Origin of the sequence: Micromonospora sp. URMC 106 (assembly GCF_051386395.1) — a bacterium.
GTDB lineage: Bacteria > Actinomycetota > Actinomycetes > Mycobacteriales > Micromonosporaceae > Micromonospora.
In genome coordinates this window covers 60,386-86,260 of record NZ_JBPQTP010000011.1, presented here as the reverse complement: position 1 = coordinate 86,260, position 25,875 = coordinate 60,386, and the positions used below count along the sequence as shown (strand labels likewise).

The 25,875-nt window shown below is 74.1% G+C and carries 24 protein-coding genes and 3 tRNA genes; 15 read left to right on the top strand and 12 right to left on the bottom strand.

The annotated features are described in order from the left end of the window. Positions 1-21: 21 nt before the first annotated feature. From ACSNOB_RS05995 to ACSNOB_RS05985, 3 genes are read left to right on the top strand one after another with little or no spacing between them, the layout of a single operon-like run. Entirely contained in the window at positions 22-714 is a 693-nt protein-coding gene (locus ACSNOB_RS05995; protein WP_436685620.1) for a response regulator, read from the top strand. Then, positions 707-2,137 carry a sensor histidine kinase gene (locus tag ACSNOB_RS05990; RefSeq protein ID WP_436685619.1) on the top strand — a complete coding sequence of 477 codons (1,431 nt, stop codon included), beginning with the start codon at positions 707-709 and terminating at the stop codon, positions 2,135-2,137. The genes ACSNOB_RS05995 and ACSNOB_RS05990 overlap by 8 nt, the downstream gene beginning before the upstream one ends. Positions 2,138-2,195: 58 nt before the next feature. Continuing rightward, positions 2,196-2,786, top strand: a complete 591-nt coding sequence (locus ACSNOB_RS05985) for a hypothetical protein (protein ID WP_436685618.1) — start codon at positions 2,196-2,198, stop codon at positions 2,784-2,786. Positions 2,787-2,948: 162 nt separating this feature from the next. On the opposite strand, the gene ACSNOB_RS05980 is transcribed toward ACSNOB_RS05985, so the two are convergent. Beyond that, positions 2,949-4,547: a ricin-type beta-trefoil lectin domain protein gene (locus tag ACSNOB_RS05980; protein WP_436685617.1), complete on the bottom strand. Its 1,599-nt coding sequence runs from the start codon at positions 4,545-4,547 to the stop codon at positions 2,949-2,951. A 153-nt stretch (positions 4,548-4,700) separates the two neighbouring features. Beyond that, positions 4,701-6,989, bottom strand: coding sequence for a hypothetical protein (locus ACSNOB_RS05975; protein ID WP_436685616.1), 2,289 nt, complete (start codon positions 6,987-6,989; stop codon positions 4,701-4,703). Between the two features lie 122 nt (positions 6,990-7,111). On the opposite strand from ACSNOB_RS05975, the gene ACSNOB_RS05970 reads away from it, so the two are divergent. After that, a complete protein-coding gene (locus tag ACSNOB_RS05970) occupies positions 7,112-7,819 on the top strand; it encodes a glycosyltransferase family 2 protein (protein ID WP_393108666.1) in 708 nt (235 codons plus the stop codon). A gap of 12 nt (positions 7,820-7,831) precedes the next feature. Here ACSNOB_RS05970 and ACSNOB_RS05965 read toward each other — a convergent pair whose 3' ends face one another. Together ACSNOB_RS05965 and ACSNOB_RS05960 are read right to left on the bottom strand one after the other, a co-directional pair. Further along, a complete protein-coding gene (locus tag ACSNOB_RS05965) occupies positions 7,832-8,728 on the bottom strand; it encodes a transketolase family protein (RefSeq protein ID WP_436685615.1) in 897 nt (298 codons plus the stop codon). 2 nt (positions 8,729-8,730) lie between these two features. Then, the gene (locus tag ACSNOB_RS05960) at positions 8,731-9,474 is read right to left on the bottom strand and encodes a transketolase (protein WP_436685614.1); all 744 of its coding nucleotides are present in this window, start codon (positions 9,472-9,474) and stop codon (positions 8,731-8,733) included. Between the two features lie 46 nt (positions 9,475-9,520). Between ACSNOB_RS05960 and soxR the strand changes: the two genes are divergently transcribed. Continuing rightward, positions 9,521-9,985 (top strand): redox-sensitive transcriptional activator SoxR, encoded by a 465-nt coding sequence (gene soxR / locus ACSNOB_RS05955; RefSeq protein ID WP_436685613.1) that lies wholly within the window; start codon positions 9,521-9,523, stop codon positions 9,983-9,985. 89 nt (positions 9,986-10,074) lie between these two features. Here the strand turns inward: soxR and ACSNOB_RS05950 are convergent, their stop codons facing one another. Then, entirely contained in the window at positions 10,075-11,052 is a 978-nt protein-coding gene (locus tag ACSNOB_RS05950; protein ID WP_436685612.1) for an NAD(P)H-quinone oxidoreductase, read from the bottom strand. Between the two features lie 9 nt (positions 11,053-11,061). Then, positions 11,062-11,601, bottom strand: a complete 540-nt coding sequence (locus ACSNOB_RS05945) for an AAA family ATPase (protein ID WP_436685611.1) — start codon at positions 11,599-11,601, stop codon at positions 11,062-11,064. 97 nt (positions 11,602-11,698) lie between these two features. On the opposite strand from ACSNOB_RS05945, the gene ACSNOB_RS05940 reads away from it, so the two are divergent. Beyond that, a tRNA-Ser gene (locus ACSNOB_RS05940) sits at positions 11,699-11,787 on the top strand. 139 nt (positions 11,788-11,926) lie between these two features. On the opposite strand, the gene ACSNOB_RS05935 is transcribed toward ACSNOB_RS05940, so the two are convergent. Next, positions 11,927-12,679: a hypothetical protein gene (locus tag ACSNOB_RS05935; RefSeq protein WP_436685610.1), complete on the bottom strand. Its 753-nt coding sequence runs from the start codon at positions 12,677-12,679 to the stop codon at positions 11,927-11,929. Between the two features lie 79 nt (positions 12,680-12,758). Between ACSNOB_RS05935 and ACSNOB_RS05930 the strand changes: the two genes are divergently transcribed. Together ACSNOB_RS05930 and ACSNOB_RS05925 are read left to right on the top strand one after the other, a co-directional pair. Next, a complete protein-coding gene (locus ACSNOB_RS05930; protein ID WP_436685609.1) occupies positions 12,759-13,235 on the top strand; it encodes an Rrf2 family transcriptional regulator in 477 nt (158 codons plus the stop codon). An 80-nt stretch (positions 13,236-13,315) separates the two neighbouring features. Then, positions 13,316-14,215, top strand: coding sequence for a 2-hydroxyacid dehydrogenase (locus ACSNOB_RS05925; RefSeq protein WP_436685608.1), 900 nt, complete (start codon positions 13,316-13,318; stop codon positions 14,213-14,215). A gap of 140 nt (positions 14,216-14,355) precedes the next feature. Here the strand turns inward: ACSNOB_RS05925 and ACSNOB_RS05920 are convergent, their stop codons facing one another. After that, positions 14,356-15,063, bottom strand: a complete 708-nt coding sequence (locus ACSNOB_RS05920) for a hypothetical protein (protein ID WP_436685607.1) — start codon at positions 15,061-15,063, stop codon at positions 14,356-14,358. Between the two features lie 144 nt (positions 15,064-15,207). On the opposite strand from ACSNOB_RS05920, the gene ACSNOB_RS05915 reads away from it, so the two are divergent. After that, positions 15,208-15,741, top strand: a complete 534-nt coding sequence (locus ACSNOB_RS05915; protein ID WP_436685606.1) for a YbhB/YbcL family Raf kinase inhibitor-like protein — start codon at positions 15,208-15,210, stop codon at positions 15,739-15,741. 102 nt (positions 15,742-15,843) lie between these two features. Here ACSNOB_RS05915 and ACSNOB_RS05910 read toward each other — a convergent pair whose 3' ends face one another. Next, the gene (locus ACSNOB_RS05910) at positions 15,844-16,554 is read right to left on the bottom strand and encodes a class I SAM-dependent methyltransferase (RefSeq protein ID WP_436685605.1); all 711 of its coding nucleotides are present in this window, start codon (positions 16,552-16,554) and stop codon (positions 15,844-15,846) included. 212 nt (positions 16,555-16,766) lie between these two features. Here ACSNOB_RS05910 and ACSNOB_RS05905 point away from each other — a divergent pair, with 212 nt between their 5' ends. Continuing rightward, entirely contained in the window at positions 16,767-18,587 is a 1,821-nt protein-coding gene (locus ACSNOB_RS05905) for a hypothetical protein (RefSeq protein ID WP_436685604.1), read from the top strand. A gap of 13 nt (positions 18,588-18,600) precedes the next feature. Here ACSNOB_RS05905 and ACSNOB_RS05900 read toward each other — a convergent pair whose 3' ends face one another. Further along, positions 18,601-19,383 carry an IucA/IucC family C-terminal-domain containing protein gene (locus ACSNOB_RS05900; protein ID WP_436685635.1) on the bottom strand — a complete coding sequence of 261 codons (783 nt, stop codon included), beginning with the start codon at positions 19,381-19,383 and terminating at the stop codon, positions 18,601-18,603. Between the two features lie 281 nt (positions 19,384-19,664). Here ACSNOB_RS05900 and ACSNOB_RS05895 point away from each other — a divergent pair, with 281 nt between their 5' ends. Beyond that, positions 19,665-21,182, top strand: a complete 1,518-nt coding sequence (locus ACSNOB_RS05895; RefSeq protein WP_436685603.1) for a peptide deformylase — start codon at positions 19,665-19,667, stop codon at positions 21,180-21,182. 210 nt (positions 21,183-21,392) lie between these two features. Here ACSNOB_RS05895 and ACSNOB_RS05890 read toward each other — a convergent pair whose 3' ends face one another. Further along, positions 21,393-22,511, bottom strand: coding sequence for a globin domain-containing protein (locus ACSNOB_RS05890; RefSeq protein WP_436685602.1), 1,119 nt, complete (start codon positions 22,509-22,511; stop codon positions 21,393-21,395). A 144-nt stretch (positions 22,512-22,655) separates the two neighbouring features. Between ACSNOB_RS05890 and ACSNOB_RS05885 the strand changes: the two genes are divergently transcribed. Further along, positions 22,656-23,426 (top strand): CPBP family intramembrane glutamic endopeptidase, encoded by a 771-nt coding sequence (locus tag ACSNOB_RS05885; protein ID WP_436685601.1) that lies wholly within the window; start codon positions 22,656-22,658, stop codon positions 23,424-23,426. A 142-nt stretch (positions 23,427-23,568) separates the two neighbouring features. On the opposite strand, the gene ACSNOB_RS05880 is transcribed toward ACSNOB_RS05885, so the two are convergent. Continuing rightward, positions 23,569-24,216: a hypothetical protein gene (locus tag ACSNOB_RS05880; RefSeq protein WP_436685600.1), complete on the bottom strand. Its 648-nt coding sequence runs from the start codon at positions 24,214-24,216 to the stop codon at positions 23,569-23,571. A gap of 136 nt (positions 24,217-24,352) precedes the next feature. Here ACSNOB_RS05880 and ACSNOB_RS05875 point away from each other — a divergent pair, with 136 nt between their 5' ends. From ACSNOB_RS05875 to ACSNOB_RS05865, 3 genes are all read left to right on the top strand, one after another. After that, positions 24,353-25,090, top strand: coding sequence for a hypothetical protein (locus ACSNOB_RS05875; protein WP_436685599.1), 738 nt, complete (start codon positions 24,353-24,355; stop codon positions 25,088-25,090). A 452-nt stretch (positions 25,091-25,542) separates the two neighbouring features. Further along, positions 25,543-25,633, top strand: a tRNA-Ser gene (locus tag ACSNOB_RS05870). A 36-nt stretch (positions 25,634-25,669) separates the two neighbouring features. Continuing rightward, positions 25,670-25,742 (top strand) — tRNA-Arg (locus ACSNOB_RS05865). The last annotated feature ends 133 nt before the right edge of the window (positions 25,743-25,875 follow it).

Genomic DNA, 25,875 nt, shown 5'->3' with positions numbered 1-25,875 from the left:
GGCGTCGGCAATCATGGGTCGGTGACCGTCGACGCCCCGGCCCGCGGGCTCGTCCTCGTGGTGGAGGACGAGCCGGCCATCGCCGACCTGGTCCGGCTCTACCTGACCCGGGACGGGTTCGGCGTACACCTGGAACGGGACGGCGCCGCCGGCCTGGCCGCCGCGCGCCGGCTGCGCCCGGTGGCCTGCGTCCTCGACATCGCGCTGCCTGGCCTGGCCGGCACCGAGGTCTGCCGGCGGCTGCGGGCGGCCGGCGACTGGACCCCGGTCATCTTCCTCACCGCCCGCGACGACGAGGTGGACCGCGTCGTCGGGCTGGAACTGGGCGCGGACGACTACGTCACCAAGCCGTTCAGCCCTCGCGAGCTGGTCGCCCGGGTGCGGGCGGTGCTGCGGCGCACCGCCGGAGCGTCCGAGGCGACGGGCCGCCCCCGGGTCGTCGGCGCGGTGACGCTCGACCCGGGCCGGCGCACCGTGACCGTCGCGGGCGCCCCGGTGCAGCTCACCTCCACCGAGTTCGACCTGCTGGCACACCTGATGGCCCGGCCGGGCCGGGTCTTCACCCGGGAGGAGCTGCTCGCCGGGGTGTGGGGGTACGCGGCGCACGCCGGCACCCGCACCGTCGACGTGCATGTCGCGCAGGTCCGCGCGAAGCTCGGCGCGGCCAGCGTCATCCGCACGCACCGGGGCGTCGGGTACGCCGCCGATGGCTGAGCCCACCGTCGCGCCGCCGGTGGTCGGCCCGCCGGCACCGCCCCGCCCCGGCCGTACGCTGACCTCCCGCGCGGTGCTGGTCACCTGCGCGGTCGCCCTGGTGTCGGTGCTGGTCACCGCGATCGTCGCGGTACCCCTGGCGGTGCGCGGCGTGGAGCGGCGCGACCAGGAGGCGCTGGCCGCCCAGGCCCGGCTCGCCGCCGAGGTGCTGCGGCCCCGGCTGGAGACCGGGCGGACCGGCGACGAGGAGCGCCTCGTCCGCCAGTTGCGTGCCCAGGGCGTCGACGCGTACCTCATCCGGAGCGGGGTGCCCGACCGGCCCGGTCTGCCGTCGCGGGTGGTGCGGCGCGTCGCCGAGGGGCGCAACGTCTCGACCCGCCGGCCCCTCGACGGGCGGCGGACCCTGATCGAGGGGCGCGCCCTGCCCGGCGGCGACGGGGTGGTGCTGACCCGGTACCGGACCACCGCCCCGTGGCGGCAGGTGCTGCCCAGCCTCTGGCTGCCGCTGCTGGCCGGGCTGGCCGCCGGGGTGGTCGCCGGGCTGTTGTTGGCCCGCCGGCTGGCCCGGCCGATCCGGCGCGCCGCCGACGCCGCCGCGCGGCTGCGCGCGGGGGACCGGACGGTACGCGTGCCGGTGGAGCCGCCCGACGAGGTGGCCGACCTGGCGTACGCGCTGAACGGGCTGGCCGCCGCGCTGGCCACGAGCGAGGGCCGACAACGGGAGTTCCTGCTCTCCGTCTCGCACGAGCTGCGCACCCCGCTGACCGCGATCCGGGGCTACGCCGAGGCGCTGGCGGACGGGGTGATCGTGGCGGCGGACGCGGCGGAGACCGGCCGCACCGTGCTCGCCGAGGCGGAGCACCTGGACCGGCTGGTCAGCGACCTGCTGGCGCTGGCCCGGCTGGAGGCCGCCGACTTCCCGCTGGAACCGGTCCCGGTGGATCTGGCCCGGCTGGCCGCCGACGCCGGCCGCACCTGGGCCGGCCGGTGCGCGGCGGTGGGGGTGCCGTTCCGCGCCGAGGTTCCCGAGCTGCCGGTGCCGGCGTACACCGACCCGGGGCGGATCCGGCAGGTGGTGGACGGGCTGCTGGAGAACGCGCTGCGCGTCGTACCGCCCGGGGCGCCCGTCGTGCTCACGGTCCGGGCGGCCGGCGCGGACCCGGCGGCGGGCGGCGTCGTCGAGGTCCGCGACGGCGGGCCCGGCTTCACCGACGACGACCTTGCGGTGGCGTTCGAGCGCGGCGCCCTGCACCAGCGCTACCGGGGGGTGCGCAAGGTGGGCAGCGGGTTGGGGCTGGCGCTCGCCGCCGGCCTGGTCCGCCGGCTCGGTGGGGAGATCACGGCCGGGCACGCCCCGGAGGGCGGGGCCGCGTTCACCGTCCGGCTGCCTCCGGATCCTTACCGGACCCGAACATCGGCCTGACCCTCCGCTCGCCGAAGGGCGCGAGGCTGGGCTCCACGCACGGACGAGAGGGAGACTCATGGCACGTTGGGGAATCGCCACCGGCACGCTGCTCACGGCGGTCGCGCTGGGGCTCGGCGGGTGTGGCGCGGCCGAGGTGGCGGGTCAGCCGGCCCGCGACACCGGCGTCGAGGTCGTCGCGGCGCTCGGCGCGGAGGGTCAGGCGCTCGCCGCGCTGGGCTTCGACGCCGGCGACCTGGACGTCGACACCGTGGCCGCCCCCGCCTCGCCGGCGCCGCCGGCCGCGACCGGGGAGAAGCCGCGGCGCGAGCGGGCGGAGGAGGGGCGCGAGCGCCGGAAGGCCCGGGTGCTGCTGCGGCGCGACACCCTGCACGGCGAGGCCGTGGTGAAGACCAGGGACGGCGGCACGAAGACGATCGCCGTGCAGCGCGGCCAGGTGACCGCGGTCGACGACGACTCGATGACCGTCAAGTCCACCGACGGCTTCACCATGACCTGGACCTTCGGCGACAAGCTGCGCGTCGTCGAGCGGCGCACCACGATCCGGTCGACCGACATCAAGGTCGGCACCACGGTCGGGGTGGCTGGCGCCAAGGACGGCGACAACGGCATCGCACGACTGATCGTCGTCCCCGTCGGGCAGCGGTAACCGTCGCGCTCATCCGGGTCGGACGCCCGGAGCGGCCGTCCCCGCGGGGGAGACGGCCGCTCCGCTCGCGGAGAGTGCGGTGTACGGCGGGTGCGGCCCGCCGTCCCCGGCGGGGGGATCGACCCCGACCGCCCGAGCCGGGAACGGCGGGCCACACCCGGCTCAGTACACCCGGGAGCCGATGAAGTCGTCGTGGCCGTAGCCGACCGGGTTGGCGAAGTTGCGGGACTCGAACGACCACTGCTGGCGGGTGCTGGTGGAGCAGGTCGCCAGCCGCAACCGCGGGGTGCCCAGCCACGGGTTGTCGAACGCCAGGCAGAGGTTGGTGTTGCCGGCCGCCTTGATCTGGTTGCCGGCCAGCACGAACTGCTGGTTGGCGCCGCCGTGGCAGTCGTGGATGTTGACGGCCGTACCGGAGCTCAGCGTGCCGCCCGAGACGTCCAGGCAGCGGTCGTGGGACAGCTCCGAGTGCAGCGACTGCCGGGCCGGGTCGTACCAGAAGCCCTGGTTGCGCCCGCCGTGGCAGCCGTACGACTGTTGCGGTGTGCCGTTGCGCGAGTCGTACCCCTTGCCGTCCACGCAGGTGCCGGTGGCGGCGTTGCGCAGCTGCTTGAACTCGAACAGCCCCGGGTAGAGCACGCCGTTGCCGGTGCTGGCCGGGTCGACGCAGGTGGCGCGCTGCTGCCCGGCGTTCCAGAACTGGGTGACGCACTGGGCGAACATGCCGTGCCCCCGCTTGTTCGGGTGGAACGACTGCCGCGCCGCGTTCTCGTCCCAGACGCCGATCTCGATGTAGAGGCCGCGCACGGCGGGGTTGTCGGTGCACACCTCGTGCCCGTGGAACAGCCGGCTGGCGTCGAGGTAGCGGGTGCCGGTGTTGGTCGCCGCCGCCCGCAGCGCCGACTCGAACAGCGGCACCGCCTTGTTCCGGGCGAACGCCGCGTCGGCCAGGTAGAGCAGGCAGCCGCCGGCGTACCAGCCGGGGAAGTTCGGGTTGTCCTCGACGTCCGGGCTGCCGGGGCTCGGGTACGACATGAGCACCAGCTCGTAGTCCGACCGCAGGTAGCCGGCGTCGGTCATGGTCTGCCGGATGTCGGTGAGCGCGTCCTCGACCGCCTGCCGGCTGCCGTCGGTGCGGACCGTCCACTGGTCGGTGTAGGTGGGGTAGCAGGGGCCCTGGAAGAAGACCCGGCGGATGGTGCAGTCGGTGGCGACCGGGCCGAACTGGATCGTGCCGTCGCCGTTCGCGCCGACCACCACCCAGATCAGCTTGATGTGCGTGTTGCGCGCCTTGATCGCGAGGTGGTCGCCCTGGTTCAGCTCGTTGTGCTGGGTGGGCCCGCCCCGGATCAGGTTCCACGGCGTCGCCCCGGAGCAGGCGATGTTGTACTTCTCGTCGGCGGGGATGCCGGTGCGGAAGACCGCCTGGTCGTACGAGCGGTCGCACCAGTTGCCGGGTTCGTGGGTGCCGGGGACGTAGTTGCCCACCCCCTCGCCCGAGATCTCGCTGTCGCCCATGGTGATCAGCGCGGTGCGGCGCTGCTCGATGGGGCGGACGGCGGGCGCGCCGTAGAGCGCGGTGGCCTCGGCGGCGCGGATCGCCTCCAGGTTGCTGGGGAGTGGCTGGATGGCCGGACGGTCGGCCGCGGTGGCGGGGGAGGCCGTTCCGGCGAGCATCGGCAGGACGAGAGCCGCGGCGGCGACGGCGGTGAGCACCCGTCGTCGGGTCGCGCGTTCGCGCCTGGCAGGGGAACCACGCATCGACGCACTCCTTTCGGCTCGATCGCGGGACGTCGATCGAGTTACCAGAAGGTAGCCCCGACTTCGAGAGATGTGAATGCGTCTCGGAATCCTTGCGCGCGGAGTGCAGAACCGGGCGATCCAGGCAAGCCGGGCGGTGCCGCGGCAGGCGGGTCAGCGCCCGGGCGGCAGGGCGTAGCCCGCGTAGCCCCGGAACTCGACGCGCCAGCCCGCCGGCACCAGCTTCACGCACGCCGGCCGGTTGCCGGTGCAGACGATCGCGTCCACCGAGGCCGGGTCGGCCGGCGGGCGGTCGGGCAGCACGGACTGCAGCGCCACCAGCTCCGGCGGGCGGCCGTCCGCGTCGCGCAGCAGCAGCCACCAGGGGTACTCCCAGTTGTCGTTCTGCTGCACCAGGCCGATCCGGCGGGCGCCCGTCGCGCGGACCGCGTCCGCCGCCCAGCGGAACTCCTCCGCCCACTGGGGACGCCGCAGGAACCGGGTCTCCCACTCGGAGGTGGTGAAGACCGAGCCCGCGCCGACCAGCCGGCGCGGGAAGCCGTACGACACCGCGAGCACCCCGGCCAGCGCGGACGTGGCCAGCACGGTCACCGCGAGCCCGGCCGCCACCGGTCGGCGGCCCGCCGCGCCACCGTCCCGCACGGCCGCCCGGCGGCGGAACAGCGCGTCGAGCCAGAGCCCCGCCAGCGGTACGGCCAGCGCCAGCGCGTAGAGCAGCAGGCGGTTGCCCCACGGCTGCCACTTGACCATGGCGGTGTGCAGCAGCACGGCCACCACCACGACCACCGCGTACGCGCGCAGCGGCCCTGCCTGCGCCGGGCTGACCCGGCCCGGTCGGGCCAGCGCGAACGCCGCCCCGACCAGCGCCAGCGCCCCGGCCAGCGGGAAGGCCACCCGGTCCTCGTCCGGATACCAGGACGGCACCGGGAACCGCTCCTGCCCGAAGGTGATGGCCCGGTCCTGGGGGTCGACGCCGATCAGCTCGGCGCCGGCGACGATCGCCCCGGCGCCCGCCCGGCGCAGCGGCGCGAGTGGGGTGTCGAACGCCGTGTGCGCGATGCGCAGCGCGTTGACCAGCACCGAGGGCGGGTCGTGCCGTTCCATGGGGACGGACTCGCGCAGCCGGGGCGGGCCGAGCGGGTGCCCGAACTCGGCGGTCACCCGGGCCAGGAACGGCCCGACCACCACCGCCGCGACCAGCAGGATCAGCACCGACCCGGTCACCGTCCGGGCCACCTGGCGGCCCGGCCGGAGGCCGCCGGGTGCGGCGACCCCACGGACGCCACCGGCAGCCGGGCCGCCCGCCGCGCCGCCCCGCTCCGGAGCTGACCCGGCACCCTGCGGCGTCGCCCCGGCTGGTGCCGCGCCGGCCCGCGCCAGCCGGAGCTGGGCGAGCCCCCAGAGCACCAGCAGCGGCCCGACCGCCATCAGGCCGTTGGTCTTGGTCACCGCGGTCAGCCCTGTGGCCGCCCCCAACCCGAGCATCGTCCCGACCCCGGTGCGCCGACCCAGCCCGTCCAGCGCCAGCGTGGCCGCGCAGGCCACCCAGGCGGCGCAGACCAGGTCGGTCTGGGTGCTGGTCGCCTGGAGCGTCACCATCGGCGTGGTGGCCAGCACGAACGCCGTCAACAGCTGGGCGCGGCGGCCCCCGCCGAGCTGGGCGGTGATCCGGGTCGCCGCCAGCAGGACGCCGATCCCGGCGGCCCACTGCACGAGGTGGTGCAGCGCGTCCCCGCCGGTGAAGAGGCGCAGGTGCAGCAGCAGGTACTCGGCACCGGGCGGGATGGTCACCTGGCGGTGGATGGCGGTGGGCCAGAAGTCGAGGTCGCCCTGGGCCACCCAGTGCTCCACCTTCGGCAGGTGGTACGTCTGCGAGTCGAAGTTGTTCGGCTCGGCCAGCAGGGCGATCAGCAGCTCGACCAGGAGCAGCCCGCCGACCGTGCCGGCGAGCAGCCGCTCGCCCCGCCCCGCCGTACGCCAGGCGTCGGCCGGACGGGCCGACCAGCGGGGACGGCGGGCCGCGGCGGCACCCGGCGCGCCGGATGCCGGCGGCGGCTCCGGGGCGCCGGGGGCCGGGCCGGTGGTCGCGCCGACCAGGGCGCGGCGCGGCGCGGCGACGGCCTGCGCCGGCGGCGACGAGCCCCGCGCCGCACCGGCGGCGCTCGCCCGCCGGGCGGCGTCCCGGCGGCGACGCCGCCCGGCGGCCGCCACCGAGGCGGCGAGGAAGAGCAGCCAGGCGACGGCGAACGCCGGCAGGGTGAGCAGCCGCAGCGCGCCGAGCACCTCCACCGTGAGCACCGCGAACGCGCCCGTGACCAGGGCGGCCCGGACCAGCGCGAGGCGCAGCGGCGCCACGGTCTCCGTGGTGGGCCGCAGGGCGACGGTGAGCAGTCCGATCGTGGCGACGGGGGCCAGGGCGAGCGGGTAGCCGGCTGCCGACATGGCGGAAGTAAACACCATCTTCCTGGGGCCGCCACGGTCGATGCCCGCGGTGCTGGTCGCCGCGTCGCTGACCAGCCAGGCTAGGCTAGGGCCGACGTATTGTCGCCACCGTGGAGATTCCCGTGAAGCTCTCGATCCTCATGCCGGTCTACAACGAGGAAGAACGCATCGCGGATGCTCTCAAGCAGGCATTGGCGGTCGACTACCCGTGCGAGATCGAGCTGGTCGTGGTCGACGACGGCAGCCGGGACGGCACCGGTGAGATCCTCGGCCGGGCCGACGACGCGCGCCTGCGGGTCATCACCCACCAGCGCAACGCCGGCAAGGGCGCGGCCATCAAGACGGCGGTCGACAACGCCGAGGGCGACTACATGGTCATCCTCGACGCCGACCTGGAATACGACCCGCAGGACATCCCCAAGCTGCTCGACCCGGTGCTCGACGGGCGGGCCACGGTGGTCTACGGCAACCGCACCTTCGGCAGCCACAGCGCCTACAGCTTCTGGTACGTGATGGGCAACAAGGGCGTCACGATGGCGGCGAACGTGCTGTTCAACTCCTACATCGGCGACCTGGAGACCTGCTTCAAGCTGATGCCGATCGAGCTCTACCGCTCGCTCGACGTCCGCTCGCGCGGCTTCGGCATGGAGGCGGAGGTGACCGGCAAGCTGCTGCGCCGCCGGATCCGCCCCTACGAGGTGCCGATCAGCTACCGCGCGCGGGGCCGCGAGGAGGGCAAGAAGATCACCTGGAAGGACGGCGTCGAGGCGCTCTGGATCCTCGGCCGCGAGCGCACCCGCCGCCGCCCCCTGGGCGCCCCGACCCGCTGACCCCGGGGCTCGTCAGCCGCGCGCCAGCGCCGGCTCCAGGAACCCGCTGACCGAGCGGCGCAGCCCGGCGGCGTCCAGGCCGTGCCAGCGGGTGTGGTCCTCGGCCGACCCGTAGCGGCGCAGATCCTCGCGTCCCACGCCGAGCGCCAGCAGCCGGTGCGGCCGGTCGGCCAGGGCCGCCGACACCACCCGCGCGGACGTGCCGGCCAGGTAGGGCTCGACCAGGATCACCGCCGTGCCCGCCAGCGACCGCAGGCCCGCGATGTCGAACGGCCGGGGCCGGTGGGTGTACGCCACCGTGACGCCAAGGTCGGCCACCGCCGCCAGCGCCGCGTCCAGCACGGGGCCGACCGCGACCAGCAGCGGCGCGCCCGGCCCCGCGTCCCGAAGCACCCGCAGCGCGCCGTCGCCGCCGTACGGCCGGTCGTTGTGCAGCGTGGAGAGTCGCAGGTACGCCGACCCGCCGGCGGCCACCGCGTCGCGCAGCAGCGCCGGCACCTCGTCGGGGTGGCCGGGTACGTGCACGGTCCAGCCGTGCAGGGCGTCGACCAGCGACACGTCGGCCGGCGACAGGTGGGTGCGCCCGGCGGCCGCCCGGTCGTACGACGCGCCGACGCTGACCAGCACCGCGCTCGCGCCCTGGTGGTCCAGGTCCAGCTTGAGCTGCTCGTACGCGCGCTCCACCAGGAACGGGGCGTAGGTGTGCACGATCGGCCGCAGCCCGGTCAGGGCGAGCCCACCGGCCACGCCCACCATCAGCTGCTCCCGGATGCCGACGTTGAGCACCCGGTCCGGGTGCCGCCGCGCGGCCGGCGCGAACGCGGCGGCGGAGATGTCGGCCAGCACCAGCGCCGTACGCGGATCCTCCGCCAGCAGGGCGGTGGTGGTGTCGATGAAGCGGTCCCGCACGGTCATTCCCCCTGGTCGACGACCGCGACGACGACGTGCGGCCGATGGTTGTCCTGCCCGGTCAGGGCGGTGTGCAGGGCGTCGTGGTCGCGCCCGTCGACGGTGGCGGCGGTCCAGCCGTTGACGGTGAACCGGGCCGCCGCGCCACCCGGCCAGCCGTGCGTGGCGGAGCCGTTGTCGATCACGATGGCGGTCAGGTTGCCCAGGCCGGTCGTCCCCGCGTACGCGATCGCCTCGTGGTTGGAGCCCTCGTCCAGCTCCGCGTCGCCGAGCAGCACGAAGACCCGGGGCGTGAGCAGGCCCTGGGCGCGCAGCCCGAGCGCGGTGCCCACGCCGAGCCCGAGCCCGTGCCCGAGCGAGCCGGAACCGATCTCGACCCCCGGCACCAGCGTCCGGTCGGGGTGGTCGCCGAGCCGGCTGTCGGGCCCGCCCTGGTCGTCCAGCCAGTCGGCGGGGACGAAGCCCTTGGCGGCGAGCACGGCGTAGTAGCCGGCGACGGCGTGCCCCTTGGAGAGCAGGAAGCGGTCCCGCTCGGGGGCCTCGACGGTCTCCGGGGTGATCCGCAGGATCCGGTCGTAGAGCACCCAGAGCACGTCGACCGTGGAGCGGACGTTGGCACCGAAGTCCCGGCCCGCGCGGACCCGCTCGTACAGCGGCGCGACGGGACCCGGCAGGGGCGGCGTGGTCGGGTCGCGGGGCGGCGGGGCGGTCGCCAGCCGACCCGCCTTGGCGGTCGTCGTGGTCATGCCGCTAGCCTGCAAGTTAAAGTCGGCTTCAACTCAAGGCGACGTGATGCACGAGTCACTGACCATCGGCCAACTCTCCACCCGCAGCGGCGTGGCCCCCTCGGCGCTGCGCTACTACGAGCGGCTCGGGCTGATCCAGGCCGAGCGCACGGGCGGCAACCAGCGCCGGTACGCCCGCACCGAGCTGCGCCGGGTCGCGTTCATCCGGATCTCCCAGCAGGTCGGCATCTCGCTCGAGGAGATCCGGGAGGCGCTGGAGTCGCTGCCGGCCTCCCGTACCCCCAGCGCGGAGGACTGGGCGCGGCTCTCCGCGGCCTGGCGGGAGCGACTCAACGAGAAGATCCGGCTGATGACGAAGCTGCGCGACGACCTCGACGGCTGCATCGGCTGCGGCTGCCTGTCCCTGCGGCGCTGCACCCTCTACAACCCGGAGGACTCGCTCTCCGGGGAGGGCCCCGGCGCCCGGCTGATGCTCCCCCGCCTGGCCACGGACGCGGCGCCGACCGCCTGACGCGCCCGTCGCCCCGGCGCGCCGGGGCGACCGTGCCGGCGGGGCGGGTCCGGGCGGGTGCCGGGCTCCGGCGCCGGCCGGATCGCGGGTCAGCCGAGGGTGAGCAGCACCTTGCCGACGTGGTCGCTGGTCTCGACCAGGCGGTGCGCCTGCGCCGCCTCGGCGAGCGGTAGCCGGCGGTCCACGATCGGCCGGACCGCCCCGGCCTCGACCAGCGGCCAGACCTGCTGGCGGACGCCGCGGACGATCTCGGCCTTCTGGTCCAGCGGCCGGGACCGCAGCGCGGTGGCCGCGACCGTGCCCCGCTTGGCCAGCAGCGCGCCGAGGTCCAGCTCGCCCCTGCGGCCGCCCTGCATGCCGATCACCACCAGCCGCCCGTCGGCGGCCAGCGCCGCCACGTTCCGGGACAGGTAGGCGGCGCCCATGATGTCGAGGATGACGTCGGCGCCCCGGCCGTCGGTGACCCGCCGGACCTCCTCGACGAAGTCCTGTTCGCGGTAGTCGATCGTGTGCGCCGCGCCCAGCTCGCGCAGGCGCTCGTGCTTCGCCGCCCGGGCGGTCACGACCACCGTGGCGCCGAGTGCTACCCCGAGCTGGACCGCGAAGGTGCCGATCCCGCTGCCCCCGCCGTGCAGCAACAGCGTCTCGCCCTTCGCGAGCCGGGCGAGCTGCACCACGTTCGACCAGACCGTGCAGGCCACCTCGGGCAGCGCCGCCGCGTCGACCAGGTCGACCCCGGCCGGCACCGGCAGCAACTGCCCGCCCGGCACGGCCACGCGCTCCGCGTAACCCCCGCCGGCCAGCAGCGCGCAGACCTCCTGGCCGACCTTCCAGCCGGTCACGTCGGGCCCGATCGCGCTGATCACGCCGGAGCACTCCAACCCGGGGTACGCGGGCGCGCCCGGCGGCGGCGGGTAGTGCCCCTGCCGTTGCAGCAGGTCCGCGCGGTTCACCGCGGTGGCCCGCACGTCGACGACCACCTCGCCGGGGCCGGGCTCGGGGTCGGGCACCTCGCTCCAGACCAGTGCGTCGGGTCCGCCGGGCTCCGGGATCGTCATCGCGCGCATGCCCTGTGTCTACCCCACCCGCCCGTCGGTCCACGCCCGGGCCAGGATCTCGTCCACCGTCCGCGCCGGGGTCTGCGCGGAGGTGTCCAGCCACAGCCCGATCCGGGGCGTCTCCGCGCGGAACCGTGCGTCGAGGTCGGCCACCGGCCAGCCGCCGTAGCCGGTCTTGTCCCGGGCCTCCTCGCGGGCGGCGACGGCCTCGGCGTTCGGGGCGAGCACGACCACCGCCAGCGGCCGGTGCCGGATCCGGTCGACCATGGCCGGCAGGTCCGCGCCGAGGATCACGTCCTGGAGCACCACGGTGAAGCCGGCGGTCGCGTAGCCGTCCGCCGCCGCCGCGGCGAGGTCGTAGCGCAGCCGCAACTGCCGCCACGCCTCCTCCGACGGCTCGGCGCTCATCTCCTCCCGGCCGCTCACCACCATCCGCCGGAAGACGTCCCCGCGCAGGTGCACGGAACGGGGCAGCCGCCGGGCCAGCGCCTCGGCCACAGTGGACTTGCCGGCGGCCATGATGCCGGTGATCAGCACGACAGACGGGGTCTCCCACATGCCGTCGATCATGTCAGCGCGGCTGCCGTGCCCGCTCGCCCGGTGCGCCCTCGTGGCAGACTAGGGACGGTCGCGTACCCCTGCGGGGCGCGGTCCGGGAGGGTTCGCCTAGTGGCCGATGGCGCTGGTCTTGAAAACCGGTAAGGGCAGCGATGTCCTTCGTGGGTTCGAATCCCACACCCTCCGCTCCCTGGGCGGCAGCACCGTCCCTTGGCCGGCGCTTGCGCTGGCCAAGGGACGGTGTGGCGTCTGCTCGGGTGGTTTGTCCGCTCTCAGTGGCTCCCGCTCCGGCTCACTGGTCGTGCCGTGCGCCCGCCCGGCCGGACTACGCCTGCTCGGCCGGTGCAGCCACCGGCGCCGGGTGGCTGGAGGTGGCCGTCGGCTGCAGGTGATTCACCTCGCTCGTCACCCCGGCAGCCGACAGGCGGTCGGTGATCCGGCGCCAGTCGGGGTCGTCGTCGAGCCGGGCCGCGGCCCGGGACCACTGCTCCCCGTCTTCGAACACCGCCAGCGACACCACGAAGCGGCCGTCGCGCACCGGTAGTCGCGGGAACGTGTTCTGCGCCGGCTCGGTGCGCCACATGGCCACCGGTACGCCGAGAACCCGCTGGAGAACCGCGTGCCCGGCGGTGGCCAGCCACGCCTCCGGGCCGGCGTCGGCCGGCAGCGACCACACCTGGGCGACCGCCCAGGTCGGGTCAGCCGTCGGTCCCGGCTGCCCGGGGGCCACCGGCCTCCCCGGACGGTGCGCCGGCTCGGTCGAGCGCAGCAGGAGCACGTCATCGCTGTCGATCATTGTGGCGTTGGCCGCGTCGCGGTGCGCCTGCCACACCGGCCCGAAGTAGAAGGACTCCAGCGCCTCGCGGCGCTGGTCCATCGAGGCGAAGCCGCGGAACCAGACGAACCGGTCGGGGTCGTCCCGATCCCGGAACTGCCCGCCCAGCCGCATCCCGGCCTGCTCCTGGCCCGCGACGAACCATGGCTGGAAGACCCGTTGCAGCTCGTCGAAGTGGCCGGGTCGCAGCGCGTAGCGCCGCATCTCCACCACGGCACAGCTCGCGAAGTCGGAGGATCGCACGTCAGCCCCTTATCTGTAACAGGAAGTGTTACGTATTATCGTGATGGGGACCAGAAGCGCAACCCCGGACGGAGACGCCATGGCCGGCAACAGTCGTCTCACCGTGGCCGTTCATGCCCTGTGCTGGCTCGCGCTGGCAGAACGGCACGGACACACCGGGCTGACCAGTGACCAGATCGCCGCCAGCCTGGACAGCAATCCGGCCGCCGTCCGCCGCGCCCTCGGCCCACTGCGCGATGCAGGGCTGGTCACCACCGACGTCGGTCCCGGTGGCGGGTGGTCGCTGGGGGCGCCAGCCGCCGGCATCACCCTTGCCGACGTGTACGCCGTCGTCGAGCCGGGGGCGGTGTTCGCGCTGCACCCGCATCAGCCCCGCCAGGACTGTCCGGTGGGGTACGGCATCGCGCCGGTCCTGGACGACATCTACGACCGCGTGGCCCGGGCCGTCGCCGGCGAGTTGTCCCGGCACACGATCGGCGACGTGCTCGACACGCTGCTGCGGCGGCACCCGCTGCCCGTTCCGTGGGCCGGTGTGCCGCTACCGCGCAGCGCCTGATCGCTGACCCCGGCCCTCGCCCCCGATCAAGGTTGGCACGCGGCGTGGCCGGCTCGGCCCGATCCAGCATGATTGTCGCCGTGCGCTATTTGATCCCTCACCCCGACGCAGTGGCCGAGCTTGGCGATCTGGACGTCGCGCTGTACGACGGCACTCAACCCCTGCCCGAAGACCTGGACGACGTCGAGTTCTACGCGGTCCCGTACGGGATCATCGATCCGCGCTTCTGCGAGCCGATCGCCCGGATGCCCCGGCTCAGGGTGGTGCAGACGGTGACCGCCGGTTACGACCATGTCCTGCCGTACCTGCGGCCCGGCGTGACTCTGGCCAACGGCCGGGGCGTGCACGACGCGGCCACCGCCGAGCTGGCCGTGGCGCTCACCCTCGCCGCCCGGCGCCGGCTGCCGGACTTCGTCCGGGCGGGGAGCGAGGGCCGCTGGGTCTCGGGTTGGTCGACCGGGCTGGCTGACGCCCACGTGCTGATCGTCGGTTACGGCTCGATCGGCGCCGCGATCGAGCGCCGGCTCGCCGGGTTCGAGGTGGAGATCAGCCGGGTGGCACGGAGCGCCCGCCCCGGCGTACGGCCGGTCTCCGAGCTTCCGGAGATGCTGCCACGAGCGGATGTGGTCATCCTGGCCACGCCGCTGACCCCGGAGACCGAGGGCCTGGTGGACAAGGACTTCCTCGCCGGGATGGCCGACGGCGCCCTGCTGGTGAACGTGTCACGGGGGCGGGTGGTGGACACCGAGGCGCTGCTCGCCGAGCTCGGCGCGGGCCGGCTGCACGCCGCCCTGGACGTCACCGAACCCGAGCCGCTGCCCGCCGACCACCCGCTGTGGTCGGCGCCGAACGTCCTGATCAGCCCGCACGTCGGCGGCCTGACCGCCGCGTTGGCGCCCCGGGCCCGCCGGCTGCTGGTCGACCAGGTCCGGCGGTACGCGGCGGGCGAGCCGCTCGCGAACGTCGTCCTCGGGCCGTGACCCTCGGATTCCGCCGGGGGTAGGGGCAGCCACGTCCCTGATGGGTTCGACCCCCACATCCGCCGCCGACCACCACAACGCCCCTGACCTTCCTGAACGCTGGCCAAGGGGCGTCGTGGTGTGGCGGTTGGGTGGTGCGGTCAGTAGTCCAGGAGAAGGGGCTGACGGTGCTTGGTCGCGGTCTCGGCGAGATCGAGCATCACCGCGAGGCCGAACCGTGCGACCTCCACCAGTGTCGGGTCGTCGGTGAACAGCCCTCGCCGCAGCTCGGCCGGGTCGTACCCGGCGAGGACACCGGCTCGTTCGTCCAGCAGGCGCAGCTCCGCGACCAGCCGATCGGTCGAACCCATCCGGGTCGGCTGCCCCGTCGGTCGGGATGCCTCGAACACGAGCGGATCCTCGGCGAGCGGCAACCACCACTCCACCCCGGACAGCAGACTGAGGTAGCGCTCGGGCTGTGCCGAGGCCGCCTGGTACGCGGGAGCGTCGGCGAACTCGCGCGCGCTGTCCTGCTTGTCCCGGGGGCTCGGACACAGGTCCGGACGCTCGTCGTACGCGGCGAGCAGCAGGACGGCGCCGAACCCGTCCCAGTCGGGCTTGTCGGTCCAGTACGGCTGGGACGGGTCCTCCGGCCAGTCCACGGGGCCGCCGAGCGCCTCCCCGAGCCACTGTTGCCACTCTCGTACGGCGCTCTGGACCATGTCCGGGTCGGTCTCCCCGTCCTCCTCCTCGTGCGCCCGGAGGACGCGCACGTCGTACCCCTCGCGCGCGCCGATCTGCTGGGTGATGGTCAGCCAGTCACCGAGGTGGTAGCGGGTCAGCGGTCCGACGTAGAGATCAAGGCCCATGGGGAGGCATTCTGGCGCACCGGCACGCCACGTCTCGACCCCGTCCGAAGTCGTCGGGCCGCCGGGCCCTTCCGGTTCGAGCACGGGCGTTCGCGGGGTATGAAGGGCGGAGGACAATCCCGCTCACCGGAAGGACCCGTCCCGATGACCCTGGAACGACCGATCGCCCCGGACCCGTACGAGCTGCTGCCGACCGTGTCGTCGTTCACCCTGACCAGTGACGACGTGCAGAACGGCGAGCCGATGGACGCCGCGTACGCCCATGGCAGCGTCGGGGGCGACAACATCTCGCCGCAGCTGGCCTGGTCCGGCTTCCCGGCCGAGACCAAGGGCTTCGTGGTGACGTGCTTCGACCCGGACGCGCCGACGGGCAGCGGGTTCTGGCACTGGGTCGTGGTCAACCTGCCGGCGAGCGTGACGCGACTGCCGCGGGGAGCGGGGGCGGAGGATCTCGGCGGCGGCTTCACGGTCCGCAACGACTACGGCGATCAGGGCTACGGCGGCGCCGCCCCGCCGCCCGGCGACCGCCCGCACCGCTACGTCTTCGCCGTGCACGCCCTCGACGTGGAGCGCCTCGACGTCACCCCCGAGGCCACCCCCGCCTACGTCGGCTTCAACCTGGCCTTCCACACCCTGGCCCGCGCCGTGATCCGCCCCACCTACCAACTCAAGGACTGACCCCGCTCTCCCGCCCCGCGATCTCGCACGCGCTGCCCCGGCACAGGGGGCGAAAGCCGCGGCACGAGGGCCGGCAGTGCGAGATCGCGGGGCGGGGACGGGTCAGGAGGGGACGCGGGCCACGGCGAAGACGGACTGGCCGAACGGCGGGCGGACGCGCTGCTCGGCCGCCTTGGTGGCGGGGAGCACGAGGGTGTCGTAGACCTTGACCATCGGGCCCTCCTTCGGCATCAGCCGGAAGACCTTGGTCGCCATGAAGTAGCCGATCAGGCCGAGCGCGTTCGCGTAGTGGATCTTCTCCACGGTCAGGCCGGCCGCGGTCATCGCGTCGGCCAGGGTCTTCTTGGTGTAGCGGCGCACGTGGCCGGTGGCGATGTCCGCCGGGCTCATCGCGAACTGGAACGCCGGCACGATGATGATGACGTTGCCGCCCGGCCGGACCAGGTCGCGCATGCTGCGCAGCGCGCCCACGTGGTCCTCGATGTGCTCCAGCACGTTGTACGACACCGCGGCGCTGTAGTCGCCCCGCTCCGAGTGCGGCAGCAGCATCTGCCGGACCTCGATGCGGGGCTGGTCGGCCAGTCGCTCCTTCAACGAGACGAGCCGGTCCGGGTCCGCCTCGGTGGCGGTGAAGCGGGGCAGCCGCTCCGCCCACTCCAGCGCGTAGTCGCCGAGCCCGCTGCCGATCTCGATCGGGTTGTCACCGAGGTACGGCACGGCCAGCTCGACGAACCAGCGCCGGTGGTTGACAGCGGTCGCGAGGCCTTCCAGGACCTCGGACTGCACGCGCTGATCCCCAGTGATTTCTGCCATGCGTCGATTCCTCACGATATGAAACTCGACCCGCGCCTGGACCGACAGAGTGAATCATCCGCGCTGAGGGCAGAAGAATCGGGGCACCTTGGTGGCCGAATTGCGGTCGGGGGTGGGCACGTGATCGGCGGTCGGCGAACCCGGCACATGGTACGGCAGTACCCCGAAACATGTCACGGTGGCGCCATAGCCTGACTACTCTACGAATCGTTATGACTACTCCTGAATCGGACCTCCCCGCCGGCGCGCCCGCACCCGGGGCGTCGGAGGGCGGGTCCGACCGGGGGTTATGGCCGTGGCGGGGGTGGCGGGCGGACCTCGCCGCCGTGGCGAGCTTCGCCGCGCTCGGCTTCTGGGTGACCGCCCGGCTCTGGCTGCGCCCGTCGCACGGCATCCGGGACAACCGTACGGACCAGTCCCAGTTCGAGTGGATGATGGCGCACGGCGCGCGCGTGGTGACCGATTTTGCTTATCCCTTCACGTCGGACCGGATGAACGTCCCGGACGGCGTCAATCTGATGGCCAATACGTCCGTTCTATCCGTATCTCTGCCAATGACGCCCGTGACGCTGCTGCTCGGTACCCGGGCGTCATTTCTGCTCTTCCTCACGTTGGGCATGATCGCCACGGCGACGGCCTGGTACTTCCTGCTCTCCCGGGTGGTCGTCGGCTCCCGGGGACCGGCCTGGCTCGGCGCGGCGTTCTGCGCGTACGCCCCGGCGATGGTGTCGCACGCGAACGCGCACCCCAACATCGTCTCGCAGTTCGTGGTGCCCCTGATCATCTGGCGGACCCTGCGGCTCGCCGAGCCGGGGCGCTGGCCGCGCAACGGGGTGCTGCTCGCGCTGGTGATCGTCTGGCAGGCCTTCATCAACCTCGAAGTGCTGCTGATGACCGCGATCGGGCTGGGCGTGGTCGTCGGGGCGCTCGCCCTCGGGCGGCCCGAACTGCGCCGCCGGGCGCGGCCGTTCCTCGCCGGCCTCGGCACGGCGGCCGTGGTGGCGTTGATCCTGTTGGCGTACCCGCTCTACGTCCAGTTCTTCGGGCCGGGGGCGTACCACGGTCTGTCCTGGCTGATCCGCGGCTACTCCACGGACCTGGCGTCGTTCGTGGCGTTCTCCCGGGAGTCCCTGGCCGGCGACGCGCGCACCGCCCAAGGGCTGGCGAAGAACCCGACCGAGGAGAACGCCTTCTTCGGCTGGCCGCTGGTGGTGCTCGTCGTCGCCCTGCTCTGGTGGCTGCGCCGGCACGTCGTGGTGCGCGGGCTGGCCGTGCTCGCGCTGCTCTTCGGCCTGCTCTCCCTCGGGCGGGAGGTCCAGCTCAATGGCAGGGGGACCGGGGTGCCCGGCCCCTGGGCGGCGCTGGAGGGCCTGCCGATCCTGCACTCGGTGGTGCCCACTCGGTGGGCGCTGGCGATCACCCCGATCGTCGGGGTGCTGCTCGCCTACGGGGCGGAACACGTGCGCGTCCTGGCCGCCCGACACCCGCGGGCCCGCCCGCAGATCCGCTTCGCCACCGCCACCGTGCTCGCCATGGCGCTGCTGCCGATCCTGCCCACCCCGCTGCCCACCACCCGCCTCGACCCCGTCCCCGCCTTCGTCACCTCCGGCGCCTGGCGGCCGTACGTGGCCGGCGGGCGGAGCATCGTGACCCTCCCGCTGCCCGACACGCACTACGCCGAGCCGTTGCGCTGGTCGGCGCGGACCGGCCTGGACATGCCCATCGCCCGCGGCTACTTCCTCGGCCCGGACACCCGCCCCGGGCGGGACCGGGTCGCCCTGTTCTCCGCCCCGCCCCGGCCGACGAGCGAGTTCTTCGCCGAGATCCGGCGGACCGGTGCGGTGCCGCCGATCACCCCGCAGGCGCGGGTCGACGCGGTCGGGGATCTGCGGTACTGGCGGGCGGGCGCGGTGGTCCTCGGGTCGCACCGGCAGGCCGACGCGCTGCGCCGGGGCATGACCGAGCTGACGGGCGTCCGCCCCACGTACACCGGCGGGGTCTGGCTCTGGGACGTGCGCCCGCTCACCGACTAGCGCGACCGGTGCGTCAGGGCTGGCGGACGCAGCAGCCCTGGCAGATCTTGGGCTTGGGGAGGGTGAAGGCGAGGCAGCAGGTGCGGCGCTGCACGGTCGGCTCGCCCGTCGGGCCGGGCACCAGCTCGACCAGGTCGGCGAGGTCGAGCGCGCCGAGCAGGGTCTCGATCGTCTCGACCGACGAGCCGGGCAGGCCGTCGGCGGCCCGAAGGATGCCGTGGGCGATGCCGGAGGCGACCGACCCGAGCAGGGTCCGTGCGCCGATCCGGACCTCGGCCTGGATCGCCGCGATCATCGGCGCCAGGTGGGCGTCGAGCAGCGAGGCGCGCAGCGCCCGGAGCAGCTCCGCCTCGTCGGCGACGACCCGCACCTCGGGCAGCCCGGAGAGCGCCAGCGGATCGCTGGGCAGCACCGCGACCGTGGTCGAGCGGCGCAGGCCCATGGTGAGCAGCGGGCGGTGGTCCTCGAAGTGGATCAGGACGTCGGCCGGGTCGAGCAGCGGCACCCGCCGCGCGGAGGCCCAGCCGAGCACCACGGGCAGCGCCGTCCAGTAGCTGTACGACTTCCAGGCCAGCGCGGCGCAGGCGTGCGGGGTGCCGCCCCAGCGCAGGGTGGCCGAGTGCAGGAACTCCGGCAGCCGGGTGCCGTCGACCAGCGTGCTGGCCGGGCTCCAGCCGAACTCGTCGGTCACCAGCAGGCCGGGTGCGAGGCCGGGCACGTCGTCGGTGCCGAACATGGCCCGCAGGGCGGTCCTGACCGGGGCCAGCGGCGCGGTGGCGATCTCGCGCCCCGGCATCACCGCTGTCATCCGACTCATCCCCCGTCCGAAGCGCCCCTACTGAGCTAAGGCTAGCCTAACCACAGTCCGGCGGCTGAGGGAAGCCTCACCTGTGTCGGATACCCGAGGCGAGGGTCACTCCGGCAGTACGGGTGACTACCCGGGGGTCGGGACGGGAAACGCGGCGCAGTATCGACAGGCGTCGCTTTCTGTCAAGGTTCGTGTCGGCAAGGCGGCACTTGTTGTGTGCGCGCGGCCACAGAACGTGAAACTTGATACTCCCGGCCACGAGGAAGCTGATGACGACCTCACCGCTCGATCGGGCTGCCGACTCCTTCGCTGCCGAACTAGCCCGGCACCGCACGGGGCGGGGGCTGTCCAAGAAGCAACTCGCCACCCTGATGGGATTCGACCCCTCGTACGTGAGCCACGTCGAAGGGCGGCGGCACCGGCCCACCGAGGACTTCGCGCGCCGAGCGGAGGCCGTACTCGAGGCCAGCGGCGCGATCTGGCAGCGCTTCAAGGAGTACGACGAGCTGCGCCACGCCCGCGCCGAACGGGCCCACCGCGATCCGCCCCTGCCCGGGCAGTGGATGCCGCCCGGCACCGGGCTCATCGTCGAGCGGGAACTCGCCACCCTCACCCACCTCGACGACGCGTACCGGTGCGTCATCCGGCGGGAGCTCTACAACGCCGGCACCGAGCCCGTCACCCGCTACCTCGTGCGGGTCGCCGTCGACCGGTACCCCAACGACCCCGGGCGGTCCAACCGGCACCACCGGGAGCACCCGCTCACCTTCGCCGAGCTGCGGCTGCAGGCATACCGGGAGGACGGGGGCGAGCGGGAGGCGATGCACTGGCGGGCCAAGCACGACCGGGACGCCTTCAAGGAGATCTGGCTGCTCTTCGAGAACGCCGACCGGCGCTTCCCGCTCTACCCCGGGGACCGGGCCACCATCGAGTACGCGTACTGCGTCGGACACGACAAGTGGGGCCCCTGGTTCCAGCGGGCCGTCCGGCTGCCCACCCGGCAGATGGCCGTACGCCTGGACCTCCCGGTGGCCCTCGACCCGCAGGTCTGGGGCGCGGAGACCTCGCTCTCGGCGGAGGAGGGCCCGCTGCGCACCCCGGTGACCCGCCGCGACGACGGCGACCGGGTGATCTTCGACTGGGCCACCGACGACCCGCCGCTCAACGCGCGCTACCGGTTGCAGTGGCGGTTCCGCGCCCGGCCGGACGCCGAACCGGAGGAGGCCGGGCGGGTCCGGCCCAGCGACCGGATGCGCGGCATCGGCATCGTGCAGCGCGGCACCGACCTGCTCCGCCAGCCGGCGCGCCCGTTCGACCTGCCCCGCGAGGAGCAGGTGGCCCGGGAGGTGGTCGACCGCCTCTCGGCCGCCCTGGTCCGCCTCGACGAGCTGCACCCGTTCAGCAAGGGCGTGGGCATCGCCGCCCCGCAGCTCGGCCTCGGCCGGGCCGCGGCGGTGGTCCGGCCTCCCGACCGGTCTGCCGAGCCGGTCGTGCTGCTCAACCCCCGGGTGGTCGACGCCTCCCCCGACACGGACGAGCAGTACGAGGGCTGCCTCTCCTTCTTCGACCACCGTGGGCTGGTGCCCCGGCCGCTCCGGATCGACGTGGAGCACGCACAGTACGACGGCAGCCGCATCATCACCTCGTTCGAGTTCGGCATGGCCCGGCTCGTCGCGCACGAGATCGATCACCTGGAGGGCCGGCTCTACGTGGACCGGATGGCGCCCGGCGTGCCGCTGGTGCCGGTCGAGGAGTACCGCGAGACCGGCCACCCCTGGCGCTACTGACCCTCCGCGCTGGTGCGGATGCACGACCCGCCTCGCCGGACGGGCGCCCCCTGCGCCGGCGGCCTCCGGGGCGCGACCACGTCCGCCCGGGTGGGAGGGACGGCCGGGCGGACGTGGTCGGGCAGGGCGGTGCCGGTCCGCCCGTCGGGGACCGGGGCGCGTGCCCCAGGGGGCAGGGGCACGCGCCCCGGTTTGGGGGGAGGAACGCTTCTAGAGGTTGCCGAAGGTGTCGTAGCGGGTGTTCTGCGGCGGCACGTCGTCCTCGGCGAGGACGCGCAGCGTGGCCCGGACCATCCGGGCCGAACCCGAGACGTAGCAGTCGTGCGCCGTCCACGGCCCGTAGCGGCTGACCACGTCGGAGATGTCGCCCAGTTCGCCGTCGAAGTCCGGGTCCTCGCTGCACGCCGCGGTGACCGACAGCCACGGGTGCGCCGCCACCAGCTCCCGGAGCCCGGCCAGGCCGTACAGGTCCGCCTCCGTACGGGCGCCGTAGAAGACGTGCACCCACCGGGTCCGGTTGTAGCTCGCCAACTCCTCCACCAGCGCCTTGATCGGGGCGAGCCCGACCCCGCCCGCCACGCAGAGGACGTCGCGCTCCGAGGAGCGGTCCAGCGTCATCGACCCCATCGGTGCCGCGACCCGGAGCAGGTCACCCGGCTTCACCCGGCGGACCAGCGCCCCCGACACCCAGCCGGCCCCCGGGGGCGTACGGACGTGGAACTCCAGCAGGTTGTCGTCGTTCGGGGCGTTCGCCACCGAGTAGGTGCGCCACACCCGGGGGTGGTGGCGGGGCACCTCGACGCTGACGTACTGGCCGGCCTTCCAGGGCAGCGGATGCTGCAACGCGCGGCAGGTCAGCACCGCCGTGTCCGTGCCGTACCGCTCGTGGGTCAGCACCTCCGCGTGCCAGAACGGCGGGTTGTCGTCGGCCGCCGCGCCGGCCAGCATCTTCTCCGAGATCGCCGCGTACGCGTCCCGCCACGCCTGGTCGTACTCCAGGTTCCAGCCGTCGCCGGCGGTGCTGCGCAGCGCGTCCAGCAGCGCGACGCCCATGGTCTCGTAGTGCGTCGCCTCGACGTGGTACTTCCGGTGGTCCCGACCCAGCGAGCGCAGGTACTCGTCGAAGCTCTCCGGGTCGCCGACCGTCTGGCTGGCGGTGACGATCGCCTCCAGGATCCGGTCGCCCTGCCCGGCCATCTGCACCGGGAAGAGCTTGCGCAGCTCGGGGTCGAGCAGGAAGAGCCGGGCGTAGAAGTGACCGCTCAGCCGCTCCCGGTGCTCCTCGACCAGGGTCCAGCTCTCCTTCAGCAGCCGTGCGAAGTCGTCCACGGGCGCGCTCCTTCTCCTGACGGCGGATCGGGCGCCCATAGAATGTCCACGGAGCGTGCGCGGCGGTCGCACAGAATGTGCGATCGGCTCGTGAGGCCCGCTCGGGCGCTGCCGCCGACCGTCGGCGTCGGGCACAGTGGTGCGGTGACCGTTGAGCTGGACCGCCCGGCGACCCGCCGGATGCTCGGCACCGAGACGCTGCTGGTGCTCGGCCTCTCCCTCGGCCAGTCCGCCGTCTACGCGACGGTGTCGATCGTCGCGAAGCTGACCGCCGACGGGCCGCTGTCGAAGCAGACCGCCTCGCTCAACACCTCCGTGTCGCCCCGGCCGTGGCTGGACCTCACGTACCAGCTGCTCGGGATCGGCTTCGCGCTGCTGCCGGTGCTGCTCGCCGTACACCTGCTCGCACGGGACCCCGGCGACCCGGCGCGGACGCTCGGCCTGGACGCCCGGCGGCCCGGTCAGGACCTGGCCCGGGGCGCCGGCCTGGCCGCGCTGATCGGCCTGCCCGGCCTGGCGCTGTTCTGGGCGGCGGCCCAGCTCGGCGTCAACGCCACGCTGGTGCCGGCCGCGCTGCCCGAGCTCTGGTGGACGGTGCCGGTGCTGATCCTGGCCGCCGTGCAGAACTCGGTGCTGGAGGAGGTGATCGTGGTCGGCTACCTGGTCACCCGGCTGCGGCAGCTCCGGTGGCGGCTCGTCGCGATCGTCGCGACGAGCGCCGTGCTGCGCGGTTCCTACCACCTCTACCAGGGCTTCGGCGCGTTCGTCGGCAACGTGGTGATGGGCGTCGTGTTCAGCCTGTTCTACCTGCGCACCCGCCGGGTCATGCCGCTGGTCGTCGCGCACACGCTGCTCGACGTGTTCGCCTTCGTCGGCTACGCCCTGCTGCCGAGGGAGTGGTTCGACTGGCTGTGAGCCCGGCCCCTGCTTCGCCGCCTCTCCGCCGCCGCCCTGCTTCCCCGCGCTGCCTCTTCCTCTCCTCCGGCGATAGATCTTGGTGAGAAGTGGCCCCTCCAGGGGCGGTTTCCTACCAAGATCTATCGACGCCCTGCGTTCCTCACCCCGGGTGCTTCGTCCGGCCAAGCGTGGGCCGCCGGTAGGCGGAGATCGCGCGCGCGGCGAGCCGCTCGGCCGCCGCCGCGTTGCCCGCCGCCGCCGCGAGCGCCGCCGCACCCGGCAGCAGCCGGGACGCCGCCCGCAGCGCCAGCCAGCCACCCGCCTGGGCGGCCAGCGGCGCGGCCAACCGCCACGCGGCCTCCGCCGCCCGTGGCCACGGCGCCTCGCCCGGCCCGTCCGCCGCCCGGGCCGCAGCCAGCGCCGCCCGTGCGCTCTCGGCATCCGGGTGCACCCGGGTCAGCACCAGCAGCTCCACCGCCCGGTCCGGGTGCAGCGGGTCCCGGCCGTACGCCGCCGCCAGGTGCAGCACCAGGCTGGCCTGCGTCCACAGCACCGCCGCCAGCTCGGCCAGCGGCGCGAACAGCCCCGCCAGCGCGGCCGTCGCCCCGCCCGCCCCGGCCTGCCGGACGAACCGCCGGGTCGCGAGCCGAGCCAGCCCGTCGGCACCCGCATCGGGGTACGCGTCGCGCAGCCGCTGCGCCCAGTCACGGGCGCGCGGCCCGATCGCCTGCACGGCGGCCAGGGCCAGCAGTTCCGGAGCGAACCCGGGATGATCGAGCACCCGCTGGGCGACCTCCCGCAGGGACAACCCTGGCGTACCGGCCAACTCACGCCCGCCGCGCTCGACGGACTGCTGCGAAGTGCTCGGCCCCTCGGTACCCGCTCGGGTGCTCGGCGCTCCGGCGCCCGCGCTCACGACCCGGGCGCCGGTGGCGGGGGGCGCGATGCTCGGCGCTGTGCTGCTCGCGCCCACGGCCGGGGTGCCCGGCTCCGCGGCGTTCGCGCTCACGTCGGCGGTGCTCGCCTCGGTCTCCGGGACCGGGCTCGCTGTGTCGGCCGCGGGGGTGGTGGTGGCTGTGGGAGTGGCGGCCTTTCCGGCCGTCGCCGCCTTCCGGGCGGGTGCCGCCCTGGTCGCGGCAGGTGTGGCCTTCGTCTCGGACGCTGCCGGGGCCACCGCCTTCGTCGGTTGCCCGGCCGGCGCACTCTTTCCCGCCGACGTCTTCCTCGCCGTGGTCTTCTTCGTGGGAGCGCCCTCCCCGGGGGCGGCCTGGTCAGCGGCGGTGCCGTGCGGGGTGACCTGTTGGGGCCGGGTGACCGTCGTCTTCCGCGCGGGCGTGGCCTGCGCTGCGCCGGCCTCCCCGTCGGGGACAGCGGTGCCGACGGTGGCTTTCTTCGCGGCGGTCTTCTTCGCCGCCGTGCCCTTCTTCGTCGGGGCTCGCTTCGCGGGGGTGCTGCGGCGCGGCGGCTCAGTGGCGGGCGCGGGGGGCTCTTCGTCCGCCGCGCCCGGAGCCTGCGCCGTCGTCGGTGCCGCCCCGTCCGGGACCTGCGCCGTCGTCGGTGCCGCCGCGCTCCGGCTTCCAGGGCCGGTCGTCCCGGCCGGCGGGGCGTCGGCCCGCGCCCCCGGCGCGCTGCCCCCGGTGGTCACAGGGTCCGCGTCGTGCCTGTGCGGGACATCACGCTGATCCTTCCCGTCCGCCTGGCCGGCCCGGCCGCCCGGTGTCGGCGAAGCCGCCCGGCCGGGTTGGCGGGGCAGCGGCGGGTCGGCCGCGGGCGGCTGGAAGAGCACCGCCGGGGCCGGCTTCGCGCGTCGGGGGCGCTCCTCCGGATCCTCCGTCCGCCGAGGCGGCTCCGGGGGTGCGGGAGGCGGCGTGAAGGTCGGCTTCGGGGAGCGTCGCCGCGCCCCCTCAGCAGGCTCTCGACGGGTCGGCTCGCGCGGCGGCTGCTCCTGCATATCGATGGAGCGTAGTCCCGATCACGTGCGGGCACAGCCGGGAAGTGCGAGGCCGGGGAGGGCGCCGGCCGCGCTCCGGGAACCTCGGCTCGCCGGACGGTCGGGCGTGCCGGGGGAAGTCGCTTTGCTCCCGATCGGTGCGGCCATGTATCCTCGGGCGCGGTGGTCTGCAGAGGTCACCGGGGAGACTTCGCCTAGTCTGGTCTATGGCGCCGCACTGCTAATGCGGTTGGGGTCTTAAAGCCCCTCCCGGGTTCGAATCCCGGAGTCTCCGCGCGAAAGCCGGGTGTGTAGACTGGCTGAGCACCAAGCGCCCGTAGCTCAACGGATAGAGCATCTGACTACGGATCAGAAGGTTAGGGGTTCGAGTCCCTTCGGGCGCGCAAGATCGGAAGGGCCTGACCTGCGGGAACGCGGGTCAGGCCCTTCGCTTGTATATCCCCTGTGGACCTGTGGCTGCTCGGTGGCTGCTCGTCCGACGAGCATCCCGCTGTCCCGCCCGGTTCCTGGGGTTCC